Origin of the sequence: Qipengyuania qiaonensis (assembly GCF_019711515.1) — a bacterium.
Classification (GTDB): Bacteria; Pseudomonadota; Alphaproteobacteria; order Sphingomonadales; family Sphingomonadaceae; genus Qipengyuania; species Qipengyuania qiaonensis.
In genome coordinates this window covers 1-19,211 of the sequence record NZ_JAIGNO010000004.1, presented here as the reverse complement: position 1 = coordinate 19,211, position 19,211 = coordinate 1, and the positions used below count along the sequence as shown (strand labels likewise).

Here is a 19,211-nt window from a genome sequence, read left to right as displayed (position 1 = left end):
TCCAGGTCCGGGAAGGCGCATGACCGACAGATACGACGCAGTCATTATCGGCGCAGGTCACAACGGGCTCGTCTGCGCTTTCTATCTTGCACAAGCCGGCCTGAAGGTCCGCATCGTCGAGCGGCGCGACATTGTCGGCGGCGCAGCTGTGACCGAGGAATTCCATCCGGGCTTCCGCAATTCGGTGGCCAGCTACACCGTCAGTCTGCTGCAGCCTAAAGTCATTCGTGACATGCGCTTGCACGAACACGGCTATCGCGTGATCGAGCGGCCGATTTCGAATTTCCTGCCGCAGGAAGATGGCGGCTATCTGAAACTCGGCGGCGGGCTCGAACGCACGCAGGCGGAATTTCGCAAATTCTCGGATCGGGACGCCGAAGTTCTGCCCGCCTATTACGATGCGCTGGAAGGTGTGGCGGAAGTGCTGCGCGGCCTTGCATTGAAATCTCCGCCAAATGCCGGTGACGGACTGCGAACGCTGCTGGCCGGCGCATCCCAGGGGTGGGGCATCTCGCGGCTCGGACTGGAAGCAAAGCGCAATATCCTCGATCTCTTTACCAAGTCGGCGACCAGCTTTCTCGGCCAGTGGTTCGAAAGCGAAGCGGTGAAGGCCGCCTTCGGCTTCGATGCGGTGGTCGGCAATTATGCCTCGCCCGACACGCCGGGCAGCGCTTACGTCCTGCTCCATCACGTATTCGGCGAAGTGAACGGCAAGAAAGGCGCCTGGGGTCACGTAATCGGCGGCATGGGCACGATTACGCAGATCATGGCCGATGTTTGCCGCAAATGCGGCGTCGAGATCAGCCTTGGATATCCCGTTGAGAAGGTGATGGTCGATGGCGACACCGTAGCAGGGGTGCTGCTCGAAAGCGGCGAAGAAGTCGCGGCAAAGCGTGTGATCGCCAATGTTGGCCCTAGATTACTCTACGGCAAAATGCTGGACGAGGTACATCAGCCGGCGAATTTCCGTCGCAGGATGCGCGGCTTCAAGGCCGGAGGCGGCACCTTCCGCATGAACGTAGCGCTAGTCGAACTGCCACGCTTCACGGCGCTGCCGGAGCCGGGCGAACATCATCAATCGGGCATCGTCATCGCGCCTACGCTCGATTACATGGATAAGGCCTTCCTCGATGCGAAGGCGCATGGCTGGTCGAGGAAGCCGATCGTCGAAATGTTGATCCCGAGCACGGTCGACGACAGTCTTGCCCCTCCCGGTCGGCATGTCGCCAGCCTGTTCTGTCAGCAATTCGCCCCCGAACTGCCTGACAGTCGCGATTGGGACGATGAAGAAGACAAGGCGGCCAACACGATCATCGATACGGTCGAGGCCCACGCACCGGGCTTCAGCGCATCGATCCTCGGGCGGCAGGTGCTCAGCCCCAAGGGGCTCTACCGGACGTTCGGCCTGGCGGGCGGCGACATCATGCACGGACAGATGAGCCTGGACCAGTTGTGGTCGGCCAGGCCGGTCCTCGGCCATGGCGCCTATCGCGGCCCCGTGAAAGGGCTCTATATGTGCGGGGCGGGCACGCATCCGGGTGGCGGCGTGACCGGCGCACCGGGTCACAACTGCGCACGAGAGGTGATTTTCGACCGCGGCAACTGGCGGCGGTTCGTTACGAGCTAAGCGGGTTGGAGGGGAAACCCATGGCGGAGAGGGAGGGATTCGACATTTTGCTGACGCTCAACCGAAAACTCCAGACCCGCGTGGTCCAAGTTTGGGTGGCAGAGCACCCTCAAGGGACAACCGCCGAGCAACTGCAAATTATGGATCCTGATCCCAGTATACGGGATCACTGTGTTCGGGCATTTTTCATTCCTGAGCCGGTCGCGCTTCGCTGGAAGGGCCGATTGATCAGATCGCGCGCATCCTCAAATCCGACCACTTCGGCGTACTTCGCCTGAAGGTCGAAAAGGTTCGCCTCGTGCGGTTCGGCGTGCCGGTCGGCGCAGGCATCGCGCGCGACGAACGGCGCGAAGCCGTATTGCAGCGCATCGAGCGCCGAGGCTCGCACGCAGCCGGAGGTCGAGAACCCGGTGATGACAAGCGTATCGATGTCCGCCTCGTGCAACCGTTCGGCGAGGCCGGTGGCGAAGAAGGCAGACGGGTATTGCTTTGTGACCAGCCATTCGCCTTCGCGCGGGGTGAGCGCGGGCGGAAAAGCGCCGAGAGGCGAGCCGCGCTCGAACAGGCGCAGCACCGGCACTTTCTTGTAGAACAGGCCGCCATCGGCGCCGCCCGGCTCATAGGCGACGTTGGTGAAGATCACCGGGCGCCCGGCATTGCGCGCCGCTTCGAGGAGTTGCGCTGCGCTCTCGACCGCAGCGGCGGCCGTTTCGCAATAGAGCGGCGAATTGGGTTGAATATATGCCTCGACCATGTCGACCAGCAGCAGCGCGGGTGCCTCGCCCGGTTCGAGACGGCCGGCGAAGGCCTGGGCGTAGTTGTCCGCCAGATCTTCGCCGGCCATCAGACCACACCCTCCACGGCCATCCGGTCGAGTTCGGTGCCGTCGATCCCCAGCACCTCGCCATATACGGCGGCATTGTCCTGCCCCGGCGTCGCCGGTGCGGGACGGCGGATGGCCGAAGGGGTTTTCGAGAACTTGGGGAAGGCGTTCTGCATCTTCACCTTGCCGTGCGTTTGCGTCTCGACCTCGACGATCGCCTCGCGCGCGGCGAAATGCGGGTCGGCGAGCATATCCCTCGCCGTATAGACCCGCCCGGCCGGGATCGAATATTCGATCATCAGCGCATCGACCTCATCCATGGTCAGGCCGGCGGTCCAGTCGTTGATGAGATCGTCGAGCTCGGTCTGATGTGCGCCGCGCGCGAGATGCGTCGCATAGCGCTCGTCCTCGGCCAGTTCCGGCCGTCCCATCGCCTGCGCCAGACGAGCGAAGATCGCATCGTTATTCGCCCCGATCATGAACGGCCCGTCCTTGCAGCTATAGACGTTGGACGGCGCGATGCCCGGCAGGATCGAGCCCGAGCGTTCGCGGATGAAGCCGTTGTAATCGTATTCGGGAACCAGCCCCTCCATCACCTGCAGCACCGCTTCGTAGAGCGCAGTGTCGATCACCTGCCCGTCCCCGGTTTTCTCGCGATGATGCAGCGCGGCGAGCACGCCCATGCAGCCATAGGTCGCGCACAGCGTGTCGCCGATCGAGATGCCCATGCGCGCCGGGGGGCGGTCGGGCTCGCCGACGATGTAGCGCCAGCCTCCCATAGCCTCGCCGATCCCGCCAAAGCCCGCGCGGTCGGAATAGGGGCCGTATTGCCCGTAGCCGGACATGCGCGCGATGATCAGCGAAGGCTTCTCTTTCAGCAGATCGTCGGGGGCCAGGCCCCATTTTTCCAGCGTGCCGGGTTTGAAATTCTCGATCATCACATCGGCGCTGAGAATCAGCTTTCGCGCCAATGCCTGCCCCTCGGACACGCGGAGGTTGCAGGTGACCGAGCGCTTGTTGCGCGCGATCACTTCCCATTGCACTTTTTCCTCGCCCTGCCCCCAGACGCGCATCGGATCGCCCTTACCCGGCGGTTCGACCTTGATCACCTCGGCGCCCATATCGCCCAGCAATTGCCCGCAGAACGGCCCGGCAAGGAGTTGGCCCAGCTCGACCACCCGGAGGCCCGCCAGTGCGCCGAAGGATTCGGAAGTCACTCCGCGGCCTCCGCGGTCTGGTGGTGATGCCATTCGGGCTGGATCGGGGCAGGCAGGCCAGTCTCGGCCTCGCAATTGGCGCGCAGCTCCTCGATCGAGGGGCCGTAGTCGAACAGCTTGCTCTCCTTGCGCGCGGCGCGCAATTCGTCGCGCAGCCTGGCGGTCTCACTCTCGTCGACCGCTCCGGCTTCGTCAGCCACCACGCCATAGTGACGCGCGCCTTCGGCTGTCACCAGACCCTGCCGGATCTCCTTGCCGACGAGCGCCGGATCGCGTTCGAACGGATCGCCCCAACCGCCTCCGCCCCAGGTGATGTAGTGGAGCTGATCGCCCGCCTTCACCTCGATATCGTCGACCTTGTTGCCGACAATCTCGGTCGTGCCATCGGCGCGCTCCAGCAATTTGCGCGCGCGCTTACCCGGCAGGCCGCCATTGACCCCCCAGGGCGGCACGAACCAGCGGTCGTCATGGATGCCGATCTGCCCATCGGCAAGGAAGCGATAGGTCATGTGGATGCCATTGCCGCCACGATGCAGCCCCGCCCCGCCGCTGTCGGGTTCGGTCTCATAGCGCTCGATCCGCATCGGGAAGTAGCGCTCGAGAAACTCGTTGGGGACGTTGGTGAAGCCCGGCCACAGCGAATGCCCGTCCGGCCCGTCGCCCAGCGGCCGGCCCGGAATGCCGCCGAAGCCGATCTGGAAGAGCTGAAACCACTCCCCTTCTCGCCCCTCTCGGTTGTCCCACCCGGAATAGAACAGATGCGGCGACGAGCTGAACCCGGCGGCGTTGAGAAATTCCGGGGTCTTCTGGCCCAGCAGCCCGCCAAGGATATCGAAAATCCGTCCCAGCGCATGGGTGCGGCCCGACAGCGCAGCCGGAAACTGCGGCTTGAGCAGCGAGCCTTCGGGGATGCGCACTTCGATCAGATCGTAGAACCCGTCGTTGAACAGGATCTGCGGGTCGAAGACCATGATCATGTAGATGCCGAAGAACATCTTGAACATGTTCTCGTTGAGATAGAAGTTGATCGAGGCGGCGCTCTGCGGGTCGGTGCCGTCGAAGTCAAGCACGACCTTGTCGCCCTCGCGCCACATGGTGCATTTGATCTTGTAAGGGCCGTAGCCGAGCCCGTCGTCGCAGACATAATCCTCGAAGCTCACCGGCTCCTCGGCCACAGCCATGGCGATCAGCGCCTTCATCGCGCGGTGGTTGCGGGCGAGCAGTTCCTTGGTGGCCGACACATAGACATCGTCGCCGAAGCGCTCGGCCATTTCGATCACGCGATTGGCGGCGACGCGGCAGGAGGCGATCAGCGCGTTGAGGTCGGCTTGGCACCAGTCGGGCTTGCGCGTCTGGTGCATCACCAGCTTCATCAGATCGTCGTTGTATTCGCCCTTGCGCCAGATCTTCACAGGCGGGATGCGCACGCCTTCCTCGAAGATCGATTTGGCGTCGATCGGCATCGAGCCGACCACCTTGCCGCCGATATCGCTCTGGTGCCCGAACATTGCGGTCCAGGCGAGCAGGCGCCCGTCCTTGTAGACCGGCAGCAGCACCAGCCAGTCGTTCGAATGGCTGATCGCGCCTTCGCAGCTGTATGGATCGGATAGGAAGATCATGTCCCCGTCCTCGATCGTGCCGTCGAAGCCCTTGAGGAAGCCGTCGATGAAGCTGCCGAACTGCCCGACGATCATCTTGCCATCGGGATCGGCGATCAGGGGGAAGGCATCGCCCTGCTCGCGGATGCCGGGCGACATGGCGGTGCGCACCAGCGTCGCGTCCATCTCGATCCGGGCATTGCGCAGCGCATTCTCGATAATGTCGAGCGTGACCGGGTCGATGGCGACCGTGTCGAAGGGGGTGGTGTTCTGCTGGACGATCTGGGCGGGCATCAGTCTACTCCTGACATTCCGAATTCGTCATTCCCGCGAAGGCGGGAATCCAGGTGCCGGCAACAGTGGCGCCGCGCTGCCCCCCCGCCTCCGCGGGGGTGACGAGAAGGGGGTGGGTGTCGGTCATCATTCGGGCTCGATCAATATATTGCCCACCGCATCGACCCGCGCCAAGCAGCCGCTCTCGATCAGCGTGGTCGAGTCCATTTCGGTGACGATGGCGGGCCCGGGGATGGTGTCGCCCTGCTTCAAGCGCGAGCGGTCGTAGATCACCGCCGCCTGCTCACTCCCGCCCATCCACAATGTATGATCGCGGATCTTCGCGGCGGAGGGATCGCCGTTGCCTTTCTCCAGCTCGGCGGCGGGCAGGCTCGGCGCTTCGCCCAGCGCGACGGCGCGCAAATTCACGATCTCGTGCGGCGTGTCCATGTTGAAAGTGAACAGCCGCCGGTGCTCCTCGTCGAAGCGTTCGAGGATGCCGGCGATGCCCTGATCGCGCAAAATCGCCTGATCGATGGTGAGCGGGACTTCAAAGGCCTGACCGGCATAGCGGACGTCGACTTCGAATTCGCTCGTCACCTGGCTTTCGAGAATGCCGTCATTGGTCAGCTCGGCGCGGGTCTGCTTCGCCATCTCGTCGAGCACCGCGACCAGTTCTTCGACATCGGTCTCGGTCGCAAGACGGCTGAAACTGCGCGCGGTTTCGGTGCGCATGCGGGTGGTCGCATCGCCGAGCGCACAGAGCACGCCGGGCGAGACGGGCGAGATCGCGGGCCAGCTCCCCATCAGCTTCGCCACCGCGTTGACATGCAGCGGCCCGGCCCCGCCAAAACCCATCAGCGCGAAGTGGCGCGGGTCGTAGCCCTGCTGGACCGAGATCATGCGTAGGGCCCCGAACATATTCTCGTTGACGATATCGATGATCCCGCGCGCCGCATCCATCAGCGGAATGCCGAGCGCGTCAGCGATGGTCTGCACCGCCTTCTTGGCCCCCTCACGGTCGAGCTTGAAGGAGCCGCCAAGCAAATCTTCTGGCAGATAGCCGAGCACCACATTGGCATCGGTCACGGTCGGCTCGGTCCCGCCTTTCCCGTATGCCACTGGCCCCGGCACCGCGCCCGCCGATTGCGGACCGACGCGCAACGCCTTGGTCAATTCGGGCACATAGGTGATCGAGCCGCCGCCCGCACCAACCGTCTTCACGTCGAGCGAGGAGGCGCGCACCGACAGATGCCCGACATCCGTGGTGCGCACCCGGCGCGGCTCGCAATTCTCGATCAGCGCCACATCGGTCGAGGTGCCGCCGACATCGAGCGTGAGGATATTGTCGAACCCGGCATTCTTCGCCACCCACAGCGCACCGGTGACCCCGCCTGCCGGACCGGACATGAGGATATTGACCGGATGCTCTTCGGCCTTCTGGCTGCTCATCAGCCCGCCGTCGGAACGCAGCAGCGAGAGCTTGCCCTTCACTCCGGCATCGTGAAGCTTGGCGCGCAGGTTCGAGACATATTTGCCCACAACCGGACGGACCGATGCATTGGCGACAGTCGAGAGCGTGCGCTCGTATTCCTGCATCTCGGGCAGCACTTCGTGGCTGAGCGACACGGGCACGTCCTGCAATATCTCATGCGCGATTTCGCCGATGCGCTGCTCGTGGCTGCCGTCGACATAGGCGTTGATCAGGCTGACGGTGATTGCCTCGACCCCGGCGTCGCGAAGCCGGGTGAGCTTCTCGCGCACCTCCGTCTCGTCGAGCGGGCGCACTTCCTTGCCGTCGGCGTCCATGCGGCCCTTGACCGTCACCGTGTCCTCCAGCGCGGCGAGCGGCTGCGGCTTGGGCCAGACGATCCAGGCGGCGAGCCCGCCCGGCACGAAACTGCGCGCGATCTGCATGATGTCGCGATAGCCCTCGGTGGTGATCAGCCCGACGCGCGCGCCCTTCCCCTCCAGCACTGCATTGGTGGCGACGGTCGTGCCGTGAAGAAAGAACTCGATCGCGTCCGGATCGACCTCCGCCTCGCCGGTGATCGCGGTGACCCCGGTGAGGATGCCTTCCGAACTGTCGGCCGGGGTCGAGGGCGTCTTGTGCCGCCAGAAATTGCCGGTTTCATTGTCGAAAAGCAGCAGATCGGTGAAAGTGCCGCCGACATCGACTCCAAGCCGGTAACGCATCAGGCCGTTTCCTTTTCTCGTTCCTGTTCGGGCCGCGGAAAGCCGCCCGCTCTGCCTACCATCGAAGGCAGTGGCTTGTTCATCACGCCGGCGAGCCAGCGGTTTGCTTCGATCAGCGCACCGAGGCCGAGCCCGGTGGCGATCCCGGCCCGTTCGAGCATGTAGACCACGTCCTCCGTCGCCACATTGCCCGCCGCGCACGGTGCGAAGGGGCACCCGCCGAGCCCGCCGATCGAAGCGTCCACGATTGTCGCGCCCGCCTCGACCGCGGCCCAGACATTGGCGAGGCCCGTCCCGCGGGTGTTGTGAAAATGGACGCGCACCGGCAGCGGGTCGACGGCGCAGCCCACTTTCTCCACCAGGCGAGCAACATGCGCCGGATCGCCGACGCCGATGGTGTCGGCAAGCGCGATCTCGACCGGCCCGGCCTCGGCGATGGAGCTGGCCATGGCAATTACCCGGTCCTCTGGCACTTCGCCTTCGAAGGGGCAGCCGAAACTGGCGGCGATGGTCGCCTGTGCTGTGAGCCCGGCCTCGCGTGCGCGGGCGATGATATCGCGGCAGGCCTCGACCGAGCCATCGCTGGTCTGCCCCTGATTAGCCATTGCGAAACGGTCGGTACTGACCGCCACCGCGCCAAGCTGATCGATCCTTCCGGTCGCGATAGCCCGTTCGGCCCCGCGCAGATTCATCACAAGGCCGATAAAGGTCACATCGTCACGCTCCGGCAGGCCGGCGCAGACCTCTTCTGCATCGGCCATTTGCGGGACGGCTTTCGGATTGACGAAGCTGGTCACCTCAATCCGCCGCGAGCCGGCCGCGATGGCTCGCTCGATCAGCGTCAGCTTTTGCCATGTTGACACAATTGCGCGTTCGTTTTGCAGCCCGTCGCGGGGGCTCACTTCGACCATCTCGATATGATCTGTATACATTTCCATGCTCATGCCATGCGCATCCTACCGGACTTATCGATCGCCGTAAGGCCGCGGTGAGCATCGGCATAGGCATGGAAGGCGCGGCGGATATGGCTCGACATGATCGCTTCCGCCCAATCGCCATCGCGCCGCGCGAAGGCTGCCAGCACCTCGTCGTGCTCGCTGCAGGAACGACGCAACTCCTCTTCTCCGTAGTGATGTGCAGTACGCCAAACCACTGGCTGCTCAATCACTGAAGCGAGCAGTGCGACCAGCTTCCGCGAGGCCGCGGATTCGAGAATCAGAGCGTGAAATTCGCGATTGCGCTCAAGAAACAGGTCGACGTTCGGCGGGCTCGTCGAAACCGCCTTGCGCAGCTCTGCATTACAGGCCCGCAAAGCCTTGAGCGTATCGTCATCCATACGCTCAGCGGCACGCTGCGCAGCATAACCTTCGAGCATGGCGCGCAGTTCGAACACGTCGGCGATGTCGTCGAGCGACCAGTCGGCAACGAAGCTGCGTTGCGTGCCGGTGCGCGTGATAAGCATATCCGCCTCGAGCCGCCGTAGCGCGTCGCGAACCGGCGTACGCGACACGCCGCACCGCTCCGCGAGCGCCTCTTCGCCCAACGCGTCGCCCGGCGCGAATTCACCCGACATGATCATCTCTCGGATGGTGCCGTATGCGCGATCCGATGCGCGAGACATTTCTCTCTCCTGACGACTTGACCGACTCGAATTGTATACAATATGGAACCCGAGTCGCAAGTCTCAATTCCAGCCCCGTGAGGGACGGGGTCGGCAATCCGGGGAGGGTTCCGTATGCGCCCGTTCAAGACGCTACTGCTTGCCACCATCGCTATAGGTCCGTTCATCGCCGCGCCCGCCGTGGCACAAGAAACCGGCGAAGCTGAGGCCGCACCGACCGACGAAGTGATCATCGTCACCGCCCGCCGCCAGTCCGAACGTTTACAGGACGTACCCGCTTCGGTATCTGTGCTAACAGCCGATGCCATCGACAAGACAGGCGCAGACAGCGCGGACGACTTCGCGCAGCTCACCCCAGGCGTGACGATAGTTACCGGCACGGCAGAAGCCGGCGACACGCAGGTCAACATACGGGGCATCAACGGTGCGCGCGACGCGGAAAGCTCCGTCGCGTTAGTGGTCGACGGTATCCTCAAAACAAACACCGCCCAGCTCAACCAGCCTCAGGGGACCTTGAGGCAGGTTGAGATTCTCAAGGGTCCGCAGGGAGCGCTTTACGGCCGAAACGCCGCCGCAGGCGCGATCGTATTGCAGACGCTCAAGCCCGGTGACGCGTTCGAAGGCGCGATGAAGGCGTCCTATGCGAATGAGAACACCTTCGAAGGCACCGCCCATATCGCGGGTCCGATCTCCGAAAGCCTCGGCTTCGTGCTTTCCGGATATTATCGGACCACCGACGGTTTCTACCGGAACACCTTCCTGAACAACGAGAAGGTTGTTGACGATCAGGAAGTCTGGTCGGTCGACGGTCGCGTTGTAGCCCAACTCGGCACGGACACGGAACTGGACGTCAAGGCACGTTACGCCCAGCTCCGCGGCGCCTCGATCAATTTCAACGCGGCTTTTCACTTGCCCAATTTCGCTGCGGTGAACCCGGCTTTCTATGAAGACGTCAATACGCACCCGTTCGGTTATTACAGCAACATCCGTCCGACCAACGAGCAGGACAGTTTCGACGTCTCGGCCAAGATCGAGCATCGCTTCGGCAACAATCTCCTACTCACCGCCTGGGCGCTTTATTCCGACGTCGACCAGAGCCTCGTAGCCGACGGCACATCCGCCGATTTCGCGCGCTATATCGCTGCTGCGGATCCTGCCGGTGCGGATGCGGTTGGTGCCTGTTTTGCTTCCACCGCGGCGCTTACCGGCTTTCCGGTCAATCAACCCGGTTTCATCGGCCAGATTCCCGTTCCTTTCATCTTCGCGCCCGCCAACGGTTCGACCTTCGGACCATATAGCCCGACGACCTGCGACGGCACGCAGTACCAGACGCGTAACCAAAGTGATATCAGTGCCGAGATCCGACTGGCCTCCGACAGCAGTGGGCCCTTCAACTGGCAGATCGGCGCCTATTATCTGAATATCGACCGAGAAGTCGGCGTGAGTCTTGGCGCAGATACCGGCACAGGGGTTATCGAGAGCCTCTACAACGGACCGAACACCGCCAACCCAACCTCACTATTGCTGAACGACGCTTTCAAGACCAATGTCTATGCCGCCTTCGGCTCTATCGATTACCAGGTCAGCCCACAATTCGACGTCGGCTTGGCGTTGCGCTACGATATCGAAGACCGATCTACGACCTCGCTTGTACCGACCGCAACCGATCCCTTTACCGGAGGCCCGATCAATCCGGGGCAGACTTTCGGCGCGCTCAGCCCGAAGGACGCGACCTTCAAACAGCTCCAGCCCAAGGTCAGCCTGAGCTGGCGGCCTACTCCCGATCTGAACATCTATGCCAATTGGGGCATCGGCTTCAAATCCGGCGGCTTCAACAATCAGGGCTCGGCGACGATCATCGATCAGAACTTCAATCAGTTCATCGGTGCCGGCGTCACCATCGAAGACCAATACCGAAAAGAGAGGTCAAGTGCCTTTGAAGCGGGGATCAAGGGAACTTTGCTAGATGGCGCACTGACATTCGATCTGGCGGGCTATTATACCGAGATCGACGACATGCAGTTCTTCGAGTTCTTCGTCGGTCCCTTCGGCTTGTTGCGCGTAGTCTCGAACATTGACGAAGTTGAGGTGAAGGGTGTGGAACTCAACCTCAGCGCCGAAGTGGTCGACGGATGGAAGTTCTATGGTGCCTTCAACGTCACCGACAGCGAGATCAAGGCTAATGCGTCGCGTCCCTATACGGTAGGAAACAAGTCACCCTATACCGCCGACTGGACGCTCAATCTCGGGACCGAGATCGATACGCCGATCGCCAGCGACATCAATTTCATCATGCGCTGGGATTACCGACTGACGGGCCCAACCTGGTTCCACACGGTCCAGGACCAGGAACGACCGACGCTGTTCTCAGGCCTGCTGCCTATCTCGGCGCTAGCTCTCCCCGGCTTCGTCGGCAACGGGCGTTTCGACGTGGCGCAACGCGATACTTATGGTGTGCTCAACGCGCGGGCCGGATTGGAATTCGGCAACCTTAGCGCCTTCGTGTTCGCAGAGAACGTGTTCGACGAGAAGTATCTCGCCGAGGTGATCCCCGCGATCGAATTCGGCGGCTCTTTCATCTCGCCCGGCGCACGGCGACTAATCGGGGTCGAAGTGGGATACAAGTTCTGATGACCGACAAGCGCATAAAGGTGATCGTCCCGATCCCGATGGACGAGGCCGGGGTGGCCGCGCGGGCCGAGCAGTTGCCGGACACGTTTGTCGCCCCCCGCTTCAAGCCCGAATTCGCCGCGGTCGGCTGGGGCGCAGCGCTCGGCGACAGCTACCACGACATGCTGCTGATGGACTGGACCGTGTTCCAGGCTGGCATAGACGCCGAAGACCAAGGCTATGCCGGGGTGCTGATCGACACCGTGTCCGACAGCGGACTACGCGCCCTGCGCTCGCGCCTCTCGATCCCTGTGGTCGGTCCCGGCGAGGCGAGCTTCTGCACCGCTATGATGCTGGGCAAGAAGTTTACCGTCCTCACCATGTGGCCCGAATGGTTCCCGCTCTACGAGAAGACACTGACCGAATATGGCTTCTGGGACCGGGTCGCTTCGCTGCGCTCGATCGACACGCGACCCGACGTCACCGCACTGCTTGCGGGCAAGGAGGAGGTGATCTTCGGCAAGCTGAAGGCCGAGGCGACGAGGGCGATCGAGGAGGACGGTGCCGACGTTATCGTGCTAGGATCGACCACCATGCACCAGTCCGCCGCCTATCTGGCGAGCGAGTTGCCCATCCCCGTCCTCAATCCCGGACAGGTCGCCTACAAGCAGCTCGAACTGCTTATCGGGCTCGGCCTGACTCATTCGAAGACGGCCTTCCCCAGCCCCGAAGTGGGCAAGGACGCCGATATCAGGAGGAATTTCGCATGAGCTGGAGCGAAGGCGGATCGGGGCAAGAGGCCCTGCCCTACCCCTATTACATCGATATCGTCACCAAGCGCTATTTCGACGGGGTCGACAACAAGCGGCTCGATCAGGTGCTCGATTGTTTCACCGATGACGCGATCCTCACCGAACAGACTTCGATGACAGTGCATGACGGGATCGGTGCGATCCGCAAGATGTTCGAGAAGCTGTTCGCCGACTTCTCCGACATCTGGCACGGCAATTTCGTCCACACTGCCGACCCGGACACCAATGCCATATGCAGCCAGTTCACCGTTCTGATCACCCCACATGGCGGCGAGGAACTGCGCTACGAGAACTGCAACCGGTTCTACCTGAAGGGCGACAAGTTCCACCGGGTCTATGTCTATATGAGCGGCGACAATCTGCTCAAGGAAGGGGACGCCTGATGCAATACGAACCCGGCCTTTCGCGATCCCAGCTCATTGATCTCGCGACGCAGAAATACTTCGCCAACGTCGATGCCAAGAACATGGACGCCACCCTCGCCTGTTTCCACGACGAAGCGCTGTTCTGCGTGCAGACCGCCTTCACCCGCCATTCGGGCAAAGCGGAAATCCGCCGCATGTTCGAGGATTTCTTCGCCGGCTATGCCGAGATCGTGCACAAAGACTTCAACTGCACGGTCGACGAGAAGAACGGCCGCATCGCCGCCAGCTTCGAAGCCGTCCTGACCGATCATGATGGCGAGGTCACGCGCCTGCTCAACACTAATTTCTGGCGCGTCTGCGACGGCAAGTTTCAGGAGGTCTATGTCTATATGAGCGGCGCGAACCCGCTGGTCTGAAGCGAGACAGTGGTCGACCGTACGAAAGGCAGACAGATTCCCTGAATAACTGACCGGCGAAGGCCGGTAGGATCACGCGGAGGGGGCTGAAGCCGTGCTTGTGGGTATGGCGGTCCAGGTAACGCATGATGATGTCATCGGTGATGTTGCCGGATGTGGTTGAGAAGTAGCCACGTTGCCAGAAGCGTTGACCCCAGTAGCGTTTGCGGATGTGCTCGAATTCCTGCTGGATTTTTCGCGCTGATCGCCCCTTGGCGCGGCGCACGAAGTCGCTGACAGAGACGTGCGGCGGGATTTCGACGAACATATGCACGTGATCGCGGGACAGCGCGCCATTGACGATGGTGACGCCCATCTCATCGCAGACCTGCCGGATGATCTCTCGCACGCGCAGCCGGACTTCACCATGCAGCACCTTGAACCGGTACTTCGGCGCCCAGACGAGATGGTAGCGATGATGGAATGTCGTGTGACAACCGCTCTTGTAGCGCATAGCCTGTAACCTCGGGAAATACGGAAGCTTCACGCCTTCGGCGGCTTCCGTATTTCCCGAGGTTACAGGCTTGCACGCGAGTCTATCGCTGAAGCCAATATCCGACTGAAGTCGGAAGGGGTTACTCCTCAAAAGAGGAGCCTAAACGTAAGCAGACATAGACCGAGTTCCACTTGCCATACCGTTCGTGCATATCGCGCCAGGGACAGCTGCACTGCTACCCAACCTTGGACCACTCGGGTCTCGAGTTTTCCGCCTTTCCCAGGTCCGGTGGGCTGATCTCACCGGCTGGGTTTGCCAGCATGATCGGGGGGATATTCCCGATTGCGCTGTGCGGTCGCTCTTCGTTGTAGTGTCTACACCAGGCCTCCAACTTTTCGCAAGCATCTTGCAGGTTCAGGAACCAATTAGCGTTCAGGCATTCGCTGCGCAGCTTGCTGTTGAACGCCTCGATGAACGCGTTGTCCGTGGGCTTTCCAGGTCGGGAGAAGTCGAGGATCACACCGCGCTGGTAAGCCAATAGATCCATGTCCCGAGAGATAAATTCACTCCCATTATCGACCCTGATTGTCTTGGGATAGCCGATCCTCCTGCAGGCCTGCTCCAGCGTGGCAACCACGTCTTCGCCACGATAGCTGAACCGGGGATCGATCACCGGCGATAGTCGGGAGAACGTATCCACCACCGTCAGGATGCGCAGCTTGCGACCTGTCGCCAGTTGGTCGTGCACAAAGTCCATCGCCCAGACATCGTTTGGCCTGATCGCCGGCGCGCGATCCTCACGCAGCTTCGCTTTCACCCGCCGCTTGGGCGTCTTGTTCCGCAGCTGCAGGCCCAACTCCCTGTAAAGTCTGTAGACCTTCTTCATGTTCACAACCCACCCATCGCGGCGCAGGATGTAATACACCCGCCGGTAGCCGTAGCGGACATGCGTCTCGCAGATCTCCTTGATGCGCTTCTTCAGGAAGGCCGGATCGGTACGGCAGGACTGGTAGTGATAGGTCGAACGATCAAACTGCAAAGCCGCACATGCCCTGCGGATCGTCACCTGCCAGTCCTGCCGTACCGCGTCGATAATCTCGCGCTTGCGATCCGGCCTCAGAGCTTTCGTTTGATGACATCCTGCAGCATCTCACGGTCCAGCGTAAGATCAGCAACGATCCGCTTCAACCGGCCGTTCTCATCTTCCAGATCACGCAGCCGTCGCATCTCCGATGGCATCAGCCCCGCGTATTTCTTCTTCCAGTTGAAGTAAGTCGCCTGGCTGATGCCTGCTTTGCGGCAGATCTCCACTACCGGCGTCCCTTCTTCGCCCTGCTTGATGACGAATGCCTTCTGCGCGTCCAAAAACTTCGATGCCTTCATACCGTAACTCCTCGTCCAGCCGGGAATATCTACGGCGGAAAACTCTAGCTCGAAACGGTCCAAAATTCAGGTGGCAGAGCAGCCGTGATCAAGGCACCCGATCGGCCGTTTGATCGGCAAGCGCTGTTTGAGGCCTTTGGACGAATCGTCGAGGGGCTCGATGGCGAATACATGACAGCCGAGGATGTCGGCACGAGCGTACGCGCCTGACTATCTTGTCAATGCCGGAGGCATTATCAACGTTGCTGGGGAATATCTGGGTTGGTCAAATGAGGAAGTTGATCGCCGAGTGAGTGCGATTGGTTCGCGCCTGGAAGCTCTGCTTGATCAGGCGTCGCAGGTCGGTGAAAGAACAGAAATTGTCGCCGAACAAATGGCCGTCAACGTGATCGATGCGGCGCTGAAGCGTAAACGCGCTGCGTGATCCGTGCTCAAAGCTCCAGTCATGTCAGCGACAAATGTCCTGATTGTCAGCTGCGACGAATGCCCGCAATTGCCGATGCGCGTGCTGGGGCTGGTGGCGCAAAGAGGCTTCGTCACCCAGAACTTTCAATGTCGACGCGACAAAGGCGGGCTCGCCATCAGGCTGGATATGGCAGGTTTGCCAGACAACCATGTTGATACCATCGCACACAAGATTGCAGGGCTTATCGGGGTTCGTCATGTTGAACTCGTTCATAGTTGCGAACGATAGACTGGCGTAATCGTACACCCCCTCAACGTTGCCGGTATTTCGACTTTGTGAGATACTGCCGTCGGGCCAAGAACAAGGGCAACGAGCATTTGGTAGAGACCGGCGCATGGGACAAGCTGCCTACGCTGGAAGAGCAGTTTTCAGGACCGTTGGCGAGCTTCTTCGCTAAACGGCTGCCAAAGCACGTCGATGTAGATGATCTCGTGCAAGAGGTTTTCATGAAACTCGTAAAGCGTGGAGACACAGCTTCAATCGAGAATATCGAAGGCTATGTCTTCCGAACGGCGCATTCCGTTCTCAACGACCACCTCCGAAGAAAGCAGAGCCGTTCTGAGGGCAAACATGTCCCGATGGATGATTTTTTGGCAGTCTTAGGTTCGGAAATCACGCCTGAGCGCGTCATTTTGGGTCAGGAGCAGCTACAGATCATGCTCATGGCGCTTAAAGAGCTGCCGACAAGGACGCAGGATATTTTCGTGATGCGGGCACTGGAGGAGATGCGCTCGGTCGAGATCGCAGACAAGCTGAAGATCTCAACCCGGTCGGTCGAGAAACATATGGCCAAAGCGCTCAACTACCTGTCGAGCAGATTGGGGTATTCAGATGGCAGATAGCAATTACAAGAGCCAAAGTGGTAAGGCGTCGGTCATTACCACCTCGACAGCGCGGTTCGTAGAAGCGCTCGAAGGTGGCGATCCTGCGGCACTTCGGGAATATAGGCAATGGCTGCTGAATGACGATGATCGGATCGAACCGGTGCATCGCTCGCAAGACATTGTCGCAGCCTTCCGCGAGAATTCGCAACTGCCGGAAATTGCCGAGCTTCGTGCCGCGACGCGCGAGCGGGTCGCGGGCGCTGCAAACGACAACAAGTGGTACGCAAGAGCAGGCTTGGGCGCTGCCATCGCTGCCTCGATTGCTGTTTTGCTGCTCGTGACCAGCAATTTCCTGAACATCGCAGAGCCGCAATCGACAAAAAGCATTACAATCGCGGAGAATTCTTCAGAACCCGAAGCCGAAGTTCCCGTCAACACCCCAGCACCCGTTGAGGTCGCACAGCCGTCACGCGACGTTTACAGTACGCGCACGGGCGAAGTTTCCGACGTGCGGCTGGCCGATGGGTCTCTGGTAACGCTCGACACGGCCAGCCGTGTGGTTGTCAGTTACAGCGAAGGCAAACGCATGATCGAATTGGTCAGAGGACGCGCCCTGTTCGACGTCGCGCATGATCCTGACCGGCCGTTCGTCGTTCGCGCTGGCGACAAGCAGGTCGTAGCCCTTGGCACCACTTTTGATGTGAGCCTCGAGCCTGAAGGGCTGTCTGTAACCTTGGTCGAGGGGAAGGTACGGGTGGACCTCGTCAGCCCATCGAACCGCATATCAAAGCTCGCCGATCTGTCGCCGGGTCAACAGTTCTCCTATCTGCGCGACCGTCAGGCAAAGGTTCTGCCGGTTGATGCTGCCCGGCTGACGAGCTGGAAACGGGGTATGCTGGTGTTCGACAACGTTCGCATGGACGAAGCGGTTGCGGATATGAACCGCTATCTGGAGCGGGACATTGTGCTGGAAGGTTCCGGCATTGCCCAACGAAGAATTTCAGGCTCCTTTGAAGCTGGAAACGGCACCGATTTTGCCCAGGCATTGAGCGAATATTTCGATCTAGAGCAATCAGACGAAAGCGTCGGCCGGATCATCTTGCGTCCGCGCCGACAAACGCTGGACGGCGATCAGGAATAGCCGCCTCAAAGCCTAGATTGAACATTTAATTGGCTTTTTATCAGTGGGTTGAGGATTTTCTGCATTTTCTTGGTTCGCAAAACCGTCATGCCTCCGTCTTCAATGGTTCACGAACCGGAAAAACGGATTGGGAGAGGGCGAATGATGGTGAAGATGGGGGCAATGGCTCGAATGCGTCGAGCTGTGATGGTCGGAGTTGCAACCAGCGGGCTTGTGATGGGCAATGTTGCCTTGGCGCAGCAGCAGGAGCCGACCGAAATCGAGTTCAACATCGAAGCCGGCGATCTCAATTCCGCCCTCATCGAGTTTTCCCGCCAGAGCAATATCCAGATTCTCTTCACGCCCGATCTGGTGCGGGGGAAAGCGACCGGGGCGATCCGTGGTCCGGCGACTGCGGAGGAAGCGCTCTCACGACTTCTTGCAGGCACCGGCATTGTCTATCGCGTTTCCAACTCAGGCGCATATCTTCTGTCGGCCGAGGAAGATGAGCGGCTATCGATCTCGGGCGGTCGCCTATCATCATCGGAGGATGACGATATTGTCGTCACAGGTTCGCGCATCAAGCGCGAAGGAAACGTGTTCACCTCGATCTCGCCGATTGAAGTAATCCGGACCGAAGACGCTCTTAAACAAGGCCTGTTCGACAGCACCCGTATTCTCCAGCAGTCCGAATCCGCAGCGGGCTTTCAGATCGACACCACGCTCCAGAGTTCGCGGCTTGAGAATGGACCGGGCTCTTCGACCATCGACATTCGCGGTTTCGGTGCATCGCGCACGCTGGTGCTGTTGAATGGTCGCCGCATGGCACCGTCGGGTGTCGAGGGCGCGCCGACCTCCCCCTCCATCAATTCGATCCCTGCTGGCCTCGTCGATCGCTACGAGATCCTCGTCGATGGCGCATCGACGATCTATGGTTCGGACGCGATTGGCGGCGTTGTCAACGTGATCCTGAAGAAGGAATTCGAGGGGCTTGAGCTCAACGCAACCGGCCAAAGCCCGGCGGGTCTCAACACCGCAGATTATTCGATCTCGGGAACGTGGGGCAAAAACTTCGACAACGGGTATATCGGCGTCGGCGTGGATTACGAGCACCAGGACGAGGTGCTGTTCAGCGACCGCAAGTTCATCAATCAGTGCACTAAGCGCATCAGCCGCTCCCAGAGCGGCGCGTTCCGCGATGAGGAGATATTCTTCGATGCGGAGTATCGGGCGATTTACGGGGACTTTCGTGACGCACCCAACAATGGCTGTGTCGACCTGAACACACGCGGACGGGTGTTCCTGAATCTGTCCGTCGTCAAAACATTTGGCACACTTCGGGGCGTAATTTTTCGGAGTGTGGGCCTCGTCCGGTTGGTGATATT

General features: G+C 60.9%; 18 protein-coding genes and 1 pseudogene. 10 read left to right on the top strand and 9 right to left on the bottom strand.

The window, feature by feature from the left end:
- The first annotated feature begins 19 nt into the window (after positions 1 to 19).
- Positions 20 to 1,627: a phytoene desaturase family protein gene (locus K3174_RS07715; RefSeq protein ID WP_221557691.1), complete on the top strand. Its 1,608-nt coding sequence runs from the start codon at positions 20 to 22 to the stop codon at positions 1,625 to 1,627.
- Between the two features lie 166 nt (positions 1,628 to 1,793).
- On the opposite strand, the gene K3174_RS07710 is transcribed toward K3174_RS07715, so the two are convergent.
- From K3174_RS07710 to K3174_RS07685, 6 genes are all read right to left on the bottom strand, one after another.
- Positions 1,794 to 2,471: an isochorismatase family protein gene (locus tag K3174_RS07710; protein WP_221557690.1), complete on the bottom strand. Its 678-nt coding sequence runs from the start codon at positions 2,469 to 2,471 to the stop codon at positions 1,794 to 1,796.
- Positions 2,471 to 3,700, bottom strand: coding sequence for a CaiB/BaiF CoA transferase family protein (locus tag K3174_RS07705; RefSeq protein WP_221557689.1), 1,230 nt, complete (start codon positions 3,698 to 3,700; stop codon positions 2,471 to 2,473). The genes K3174_RS07710 and K3174_RS07705 overlap by 1 nt, the downstream gene beginning before the upstream one ends.
- Positions 3,664 to 5,559, bottom strand: coding sequence for a hydantoinase B/oxoprolinase family protein (locus tag K3174_RS07700; RefSeq protein WP_221557688.1), 1,896 nt, complete (start codon positions 5,557 to 5,559; stop codon positions 3,664 to 3,666). The genes K3174_RS07705 and K3174_RS07700 overlap by 37 nt, the downstream gene beginning before the upstream one ends.
- A gap of 126 nt (positions 5,560 to 5,685) precedes the next feature.
- Complete coding sequence (locus K3174_RS07695) at positions 5,686 to 7,734, bottom strand: hydantoinase/oxoprolinase family protein (protein WP_221557687.1); 2,049 nt, start codon at positions 7,732 to 7,734, stop codon at positions 5,686 to 5,688.
- A complete protein-coding gene (locus tag K3174_RS07690; protein ID WP_247712006.1) occupies positions 7,734 to 8,678 on the bottom strand; it encodes a hydroxymethylglutaryl-CoA lyase in 945 nt (314 codons plus the stop codon). The genes K3174_RS07695 and K3174_RS07690 overlap by 1 nt, the downstream gene beginning before the upstream one ends.
- A complete protein-coding gene (locus tag K3174_RS07685; RefSeq protein WP_221557686.1) occupies positions 8,675 to 9,355 on the bottom strand; it encodes a GntR family transcriptional regulator in 681 nt (226 codons plus the stop codon). The genes K3174_RS07690 and K3174_RS07685 overlap by 4 nt, the downstream gene beginning before the upstream one ends.
- 114 nt (positions 9,356 to 9,469) lie before the next feature.
- Between K3174_RS07685 and K3174_RS07680 the strand changes: the two genes are divergently transcribed.
- The 4 genes from K3174_RS07680 to K3174_RS07665 are packed head-to-tail and all read left to right on the top strand — an operon-like array spanning position 9,470 to position 13,558.
- A complete protein-coding gene (locus tag K3174_RS07680) occupies positions 9,470 to 11,986 on the top strand; it encodes a TonB-dependent receptor (RefSeq protein ID WP_221557685.1) in 2,517 nt (838 codons plus the stop codon).
- The gene (locus K3174_RS07675; RefSeq protein ID WP_221557684.1) at positions 11,986 to 12,735 is read left to right on the top strand and encodes an aspartate/glutamate racemase family protein; all 750 of its coding nucleotides are present in this window, start codon (positions 11,986 to 11,988) and stop codon (positions 12,733 to 12,735) included. Before K3174_RS07680 ends, K3174_RS07675 begins: the two co-directional genes overlap by 1 nt.
- On the top strand, positions 12,732 to 13,160 hold the full coding sequence (locus K3174_RS07670) for a nuclear transport factor 2 family protein (protein ID WP_221557683.1): 429 nt from the start codon (positions 12,732 to 12,734) through the stop codon (positions 13,158 to 13,160). Before K3174_RS07675 ends, K3174_RS07670 begins: the two co-directional genes overlap by 4 nt.
- The gene (locus tag K3174_RS07665) at positions 13,160 to 13,558 is read left to right on the top strand and encodes a nuclear transport factor 2 family protein (RefSeq protein ID WP_221557682.1); all 399 of its coding nucleotides are present in this window, start codon (positions 13,160 to 13,162) and stop codon (positions 13,556 to 13,558) included. Before K3174_RS07670 ends, K3174_RS07665 begins: the two co-directional genes overlap by 1 nt.
- Before the next feature lie 82 nt (positions 13,559 to 13,640).
- On the opposite strand, the pseudogene tnpA reads toward K3174_RS07665, so the two are convergent.
- Together tnpA and K3174_RS07655 are read right to left on the bottom strand one after the other, a co-directional pair.
- Positions 13,641 to 14,051 (bottom strand): annotated as a pseudogene (tnpA, locus tag K3174_RS07660) (IS200/IS605 family transposase); the annotation flags it as partial.
- A 217-nt stretch (positions 14,052 to 14,268) separates the two neighbouring features.
- Positions 14,269 to 15,416, bottom strand: a protein-coding gene (locus K3174_RS07655; protein ID WP_425594428.1) for an IS3 family transposase whose coding sequence is annotated in 2 segments (ribosomal slippage) — positions 14,269 to 15,161 and positions 15,161 to 15,416 — 1,149 coding nt in all. Because the reading frame shifts where the segments join, the coding sequence is not laid out codon by codon here.
- Positions 15,417 to 15,500: 84 nt separating this feature from the next.
- On the opposite strand from K3174_RS07655, the gene K3174_RS17005 reads away from it, so the two are divergent.
- A complete protein-coding gene (locus K3174_RS17005) occupies positions 15,501 to 15,626 on the top strand; it encodes a hypothetical protein (protein WP_282099697.1) in 126 nt (41 codons plus the stop codon).
- On the top strand, positions 15,601 to 15,840 hold the full coding sequence (locus K3174_RS07650) for a Rossmann-fold NAD(P)-binding domain-containing protein (RefSeq protein ID WP_221557680.1): 240 nt from the start codon (positions 15,601 to 15,603) through the stop codon (positions 15,838 to 15,840). Before K3174_RS17005 ends, K3174_RS07650 begins: the two co-directional genes overlap by 26 nt.
- A gap of 24 nt (positions 15,841 to 15,864) precedes the next feature.
- Here the strand turns inward: K3174_RS07650 and K3174_RS07645 are convergent, their stop codons facing one another.
- Entirely contained in the window at positions 15,865 to 16,095 is a 231-nt protein-coding gene (locus K3174_RS07645; protein ID WP_221557679.1) for a hypothetical protein, read from the bottom strand.
- A gap of 104 nt (positions 16,096 to 16,199) precedes the next feature.
- On the opposite strand from K3174_RS07645, the gene K3174_RS07640 reads away from it, so the two are divergent.
- From K3174_RS07640 to K3174_RS07630, 3 genes are all read left to right on the top strand, one after another.
- Positions 16,200 to 16,724 (top strand): RNA polymerase sigma factor, encoded by a 525-nt coding sequence (locus K3174_RS07640; RefSeq protein WP_221557678.1) that lies wholly within the window; start codon positions 16,200 to 16,202, stop codon positions 16,722 to 16,724.
- Positions 16,714 to 17,847: a FecR family protein gene (locus K3174_RS07635; RefSeq protein ID WP_221557670.1), complete on the top strand. Its 1,134-nt coding sequence runs from the start codon at positions 16,714 to 16,716 to the stop codon at positions 17,845 to 17,847. The genes K3174_RS07640 and K3174_RS07635 overlap by 11 nt, the downstream gene beginning before the upstream one ends.
- Positions 17,848 to 18,009: 162 nt before the next feature.
- On the top strand, positions 18,010 to 19,211 hold a 1,202-nt coding region (locus tag K3174_RS07630), incomplete at its 3' end, for a TonB-dependent receptor (protein ID WP_221557668.1).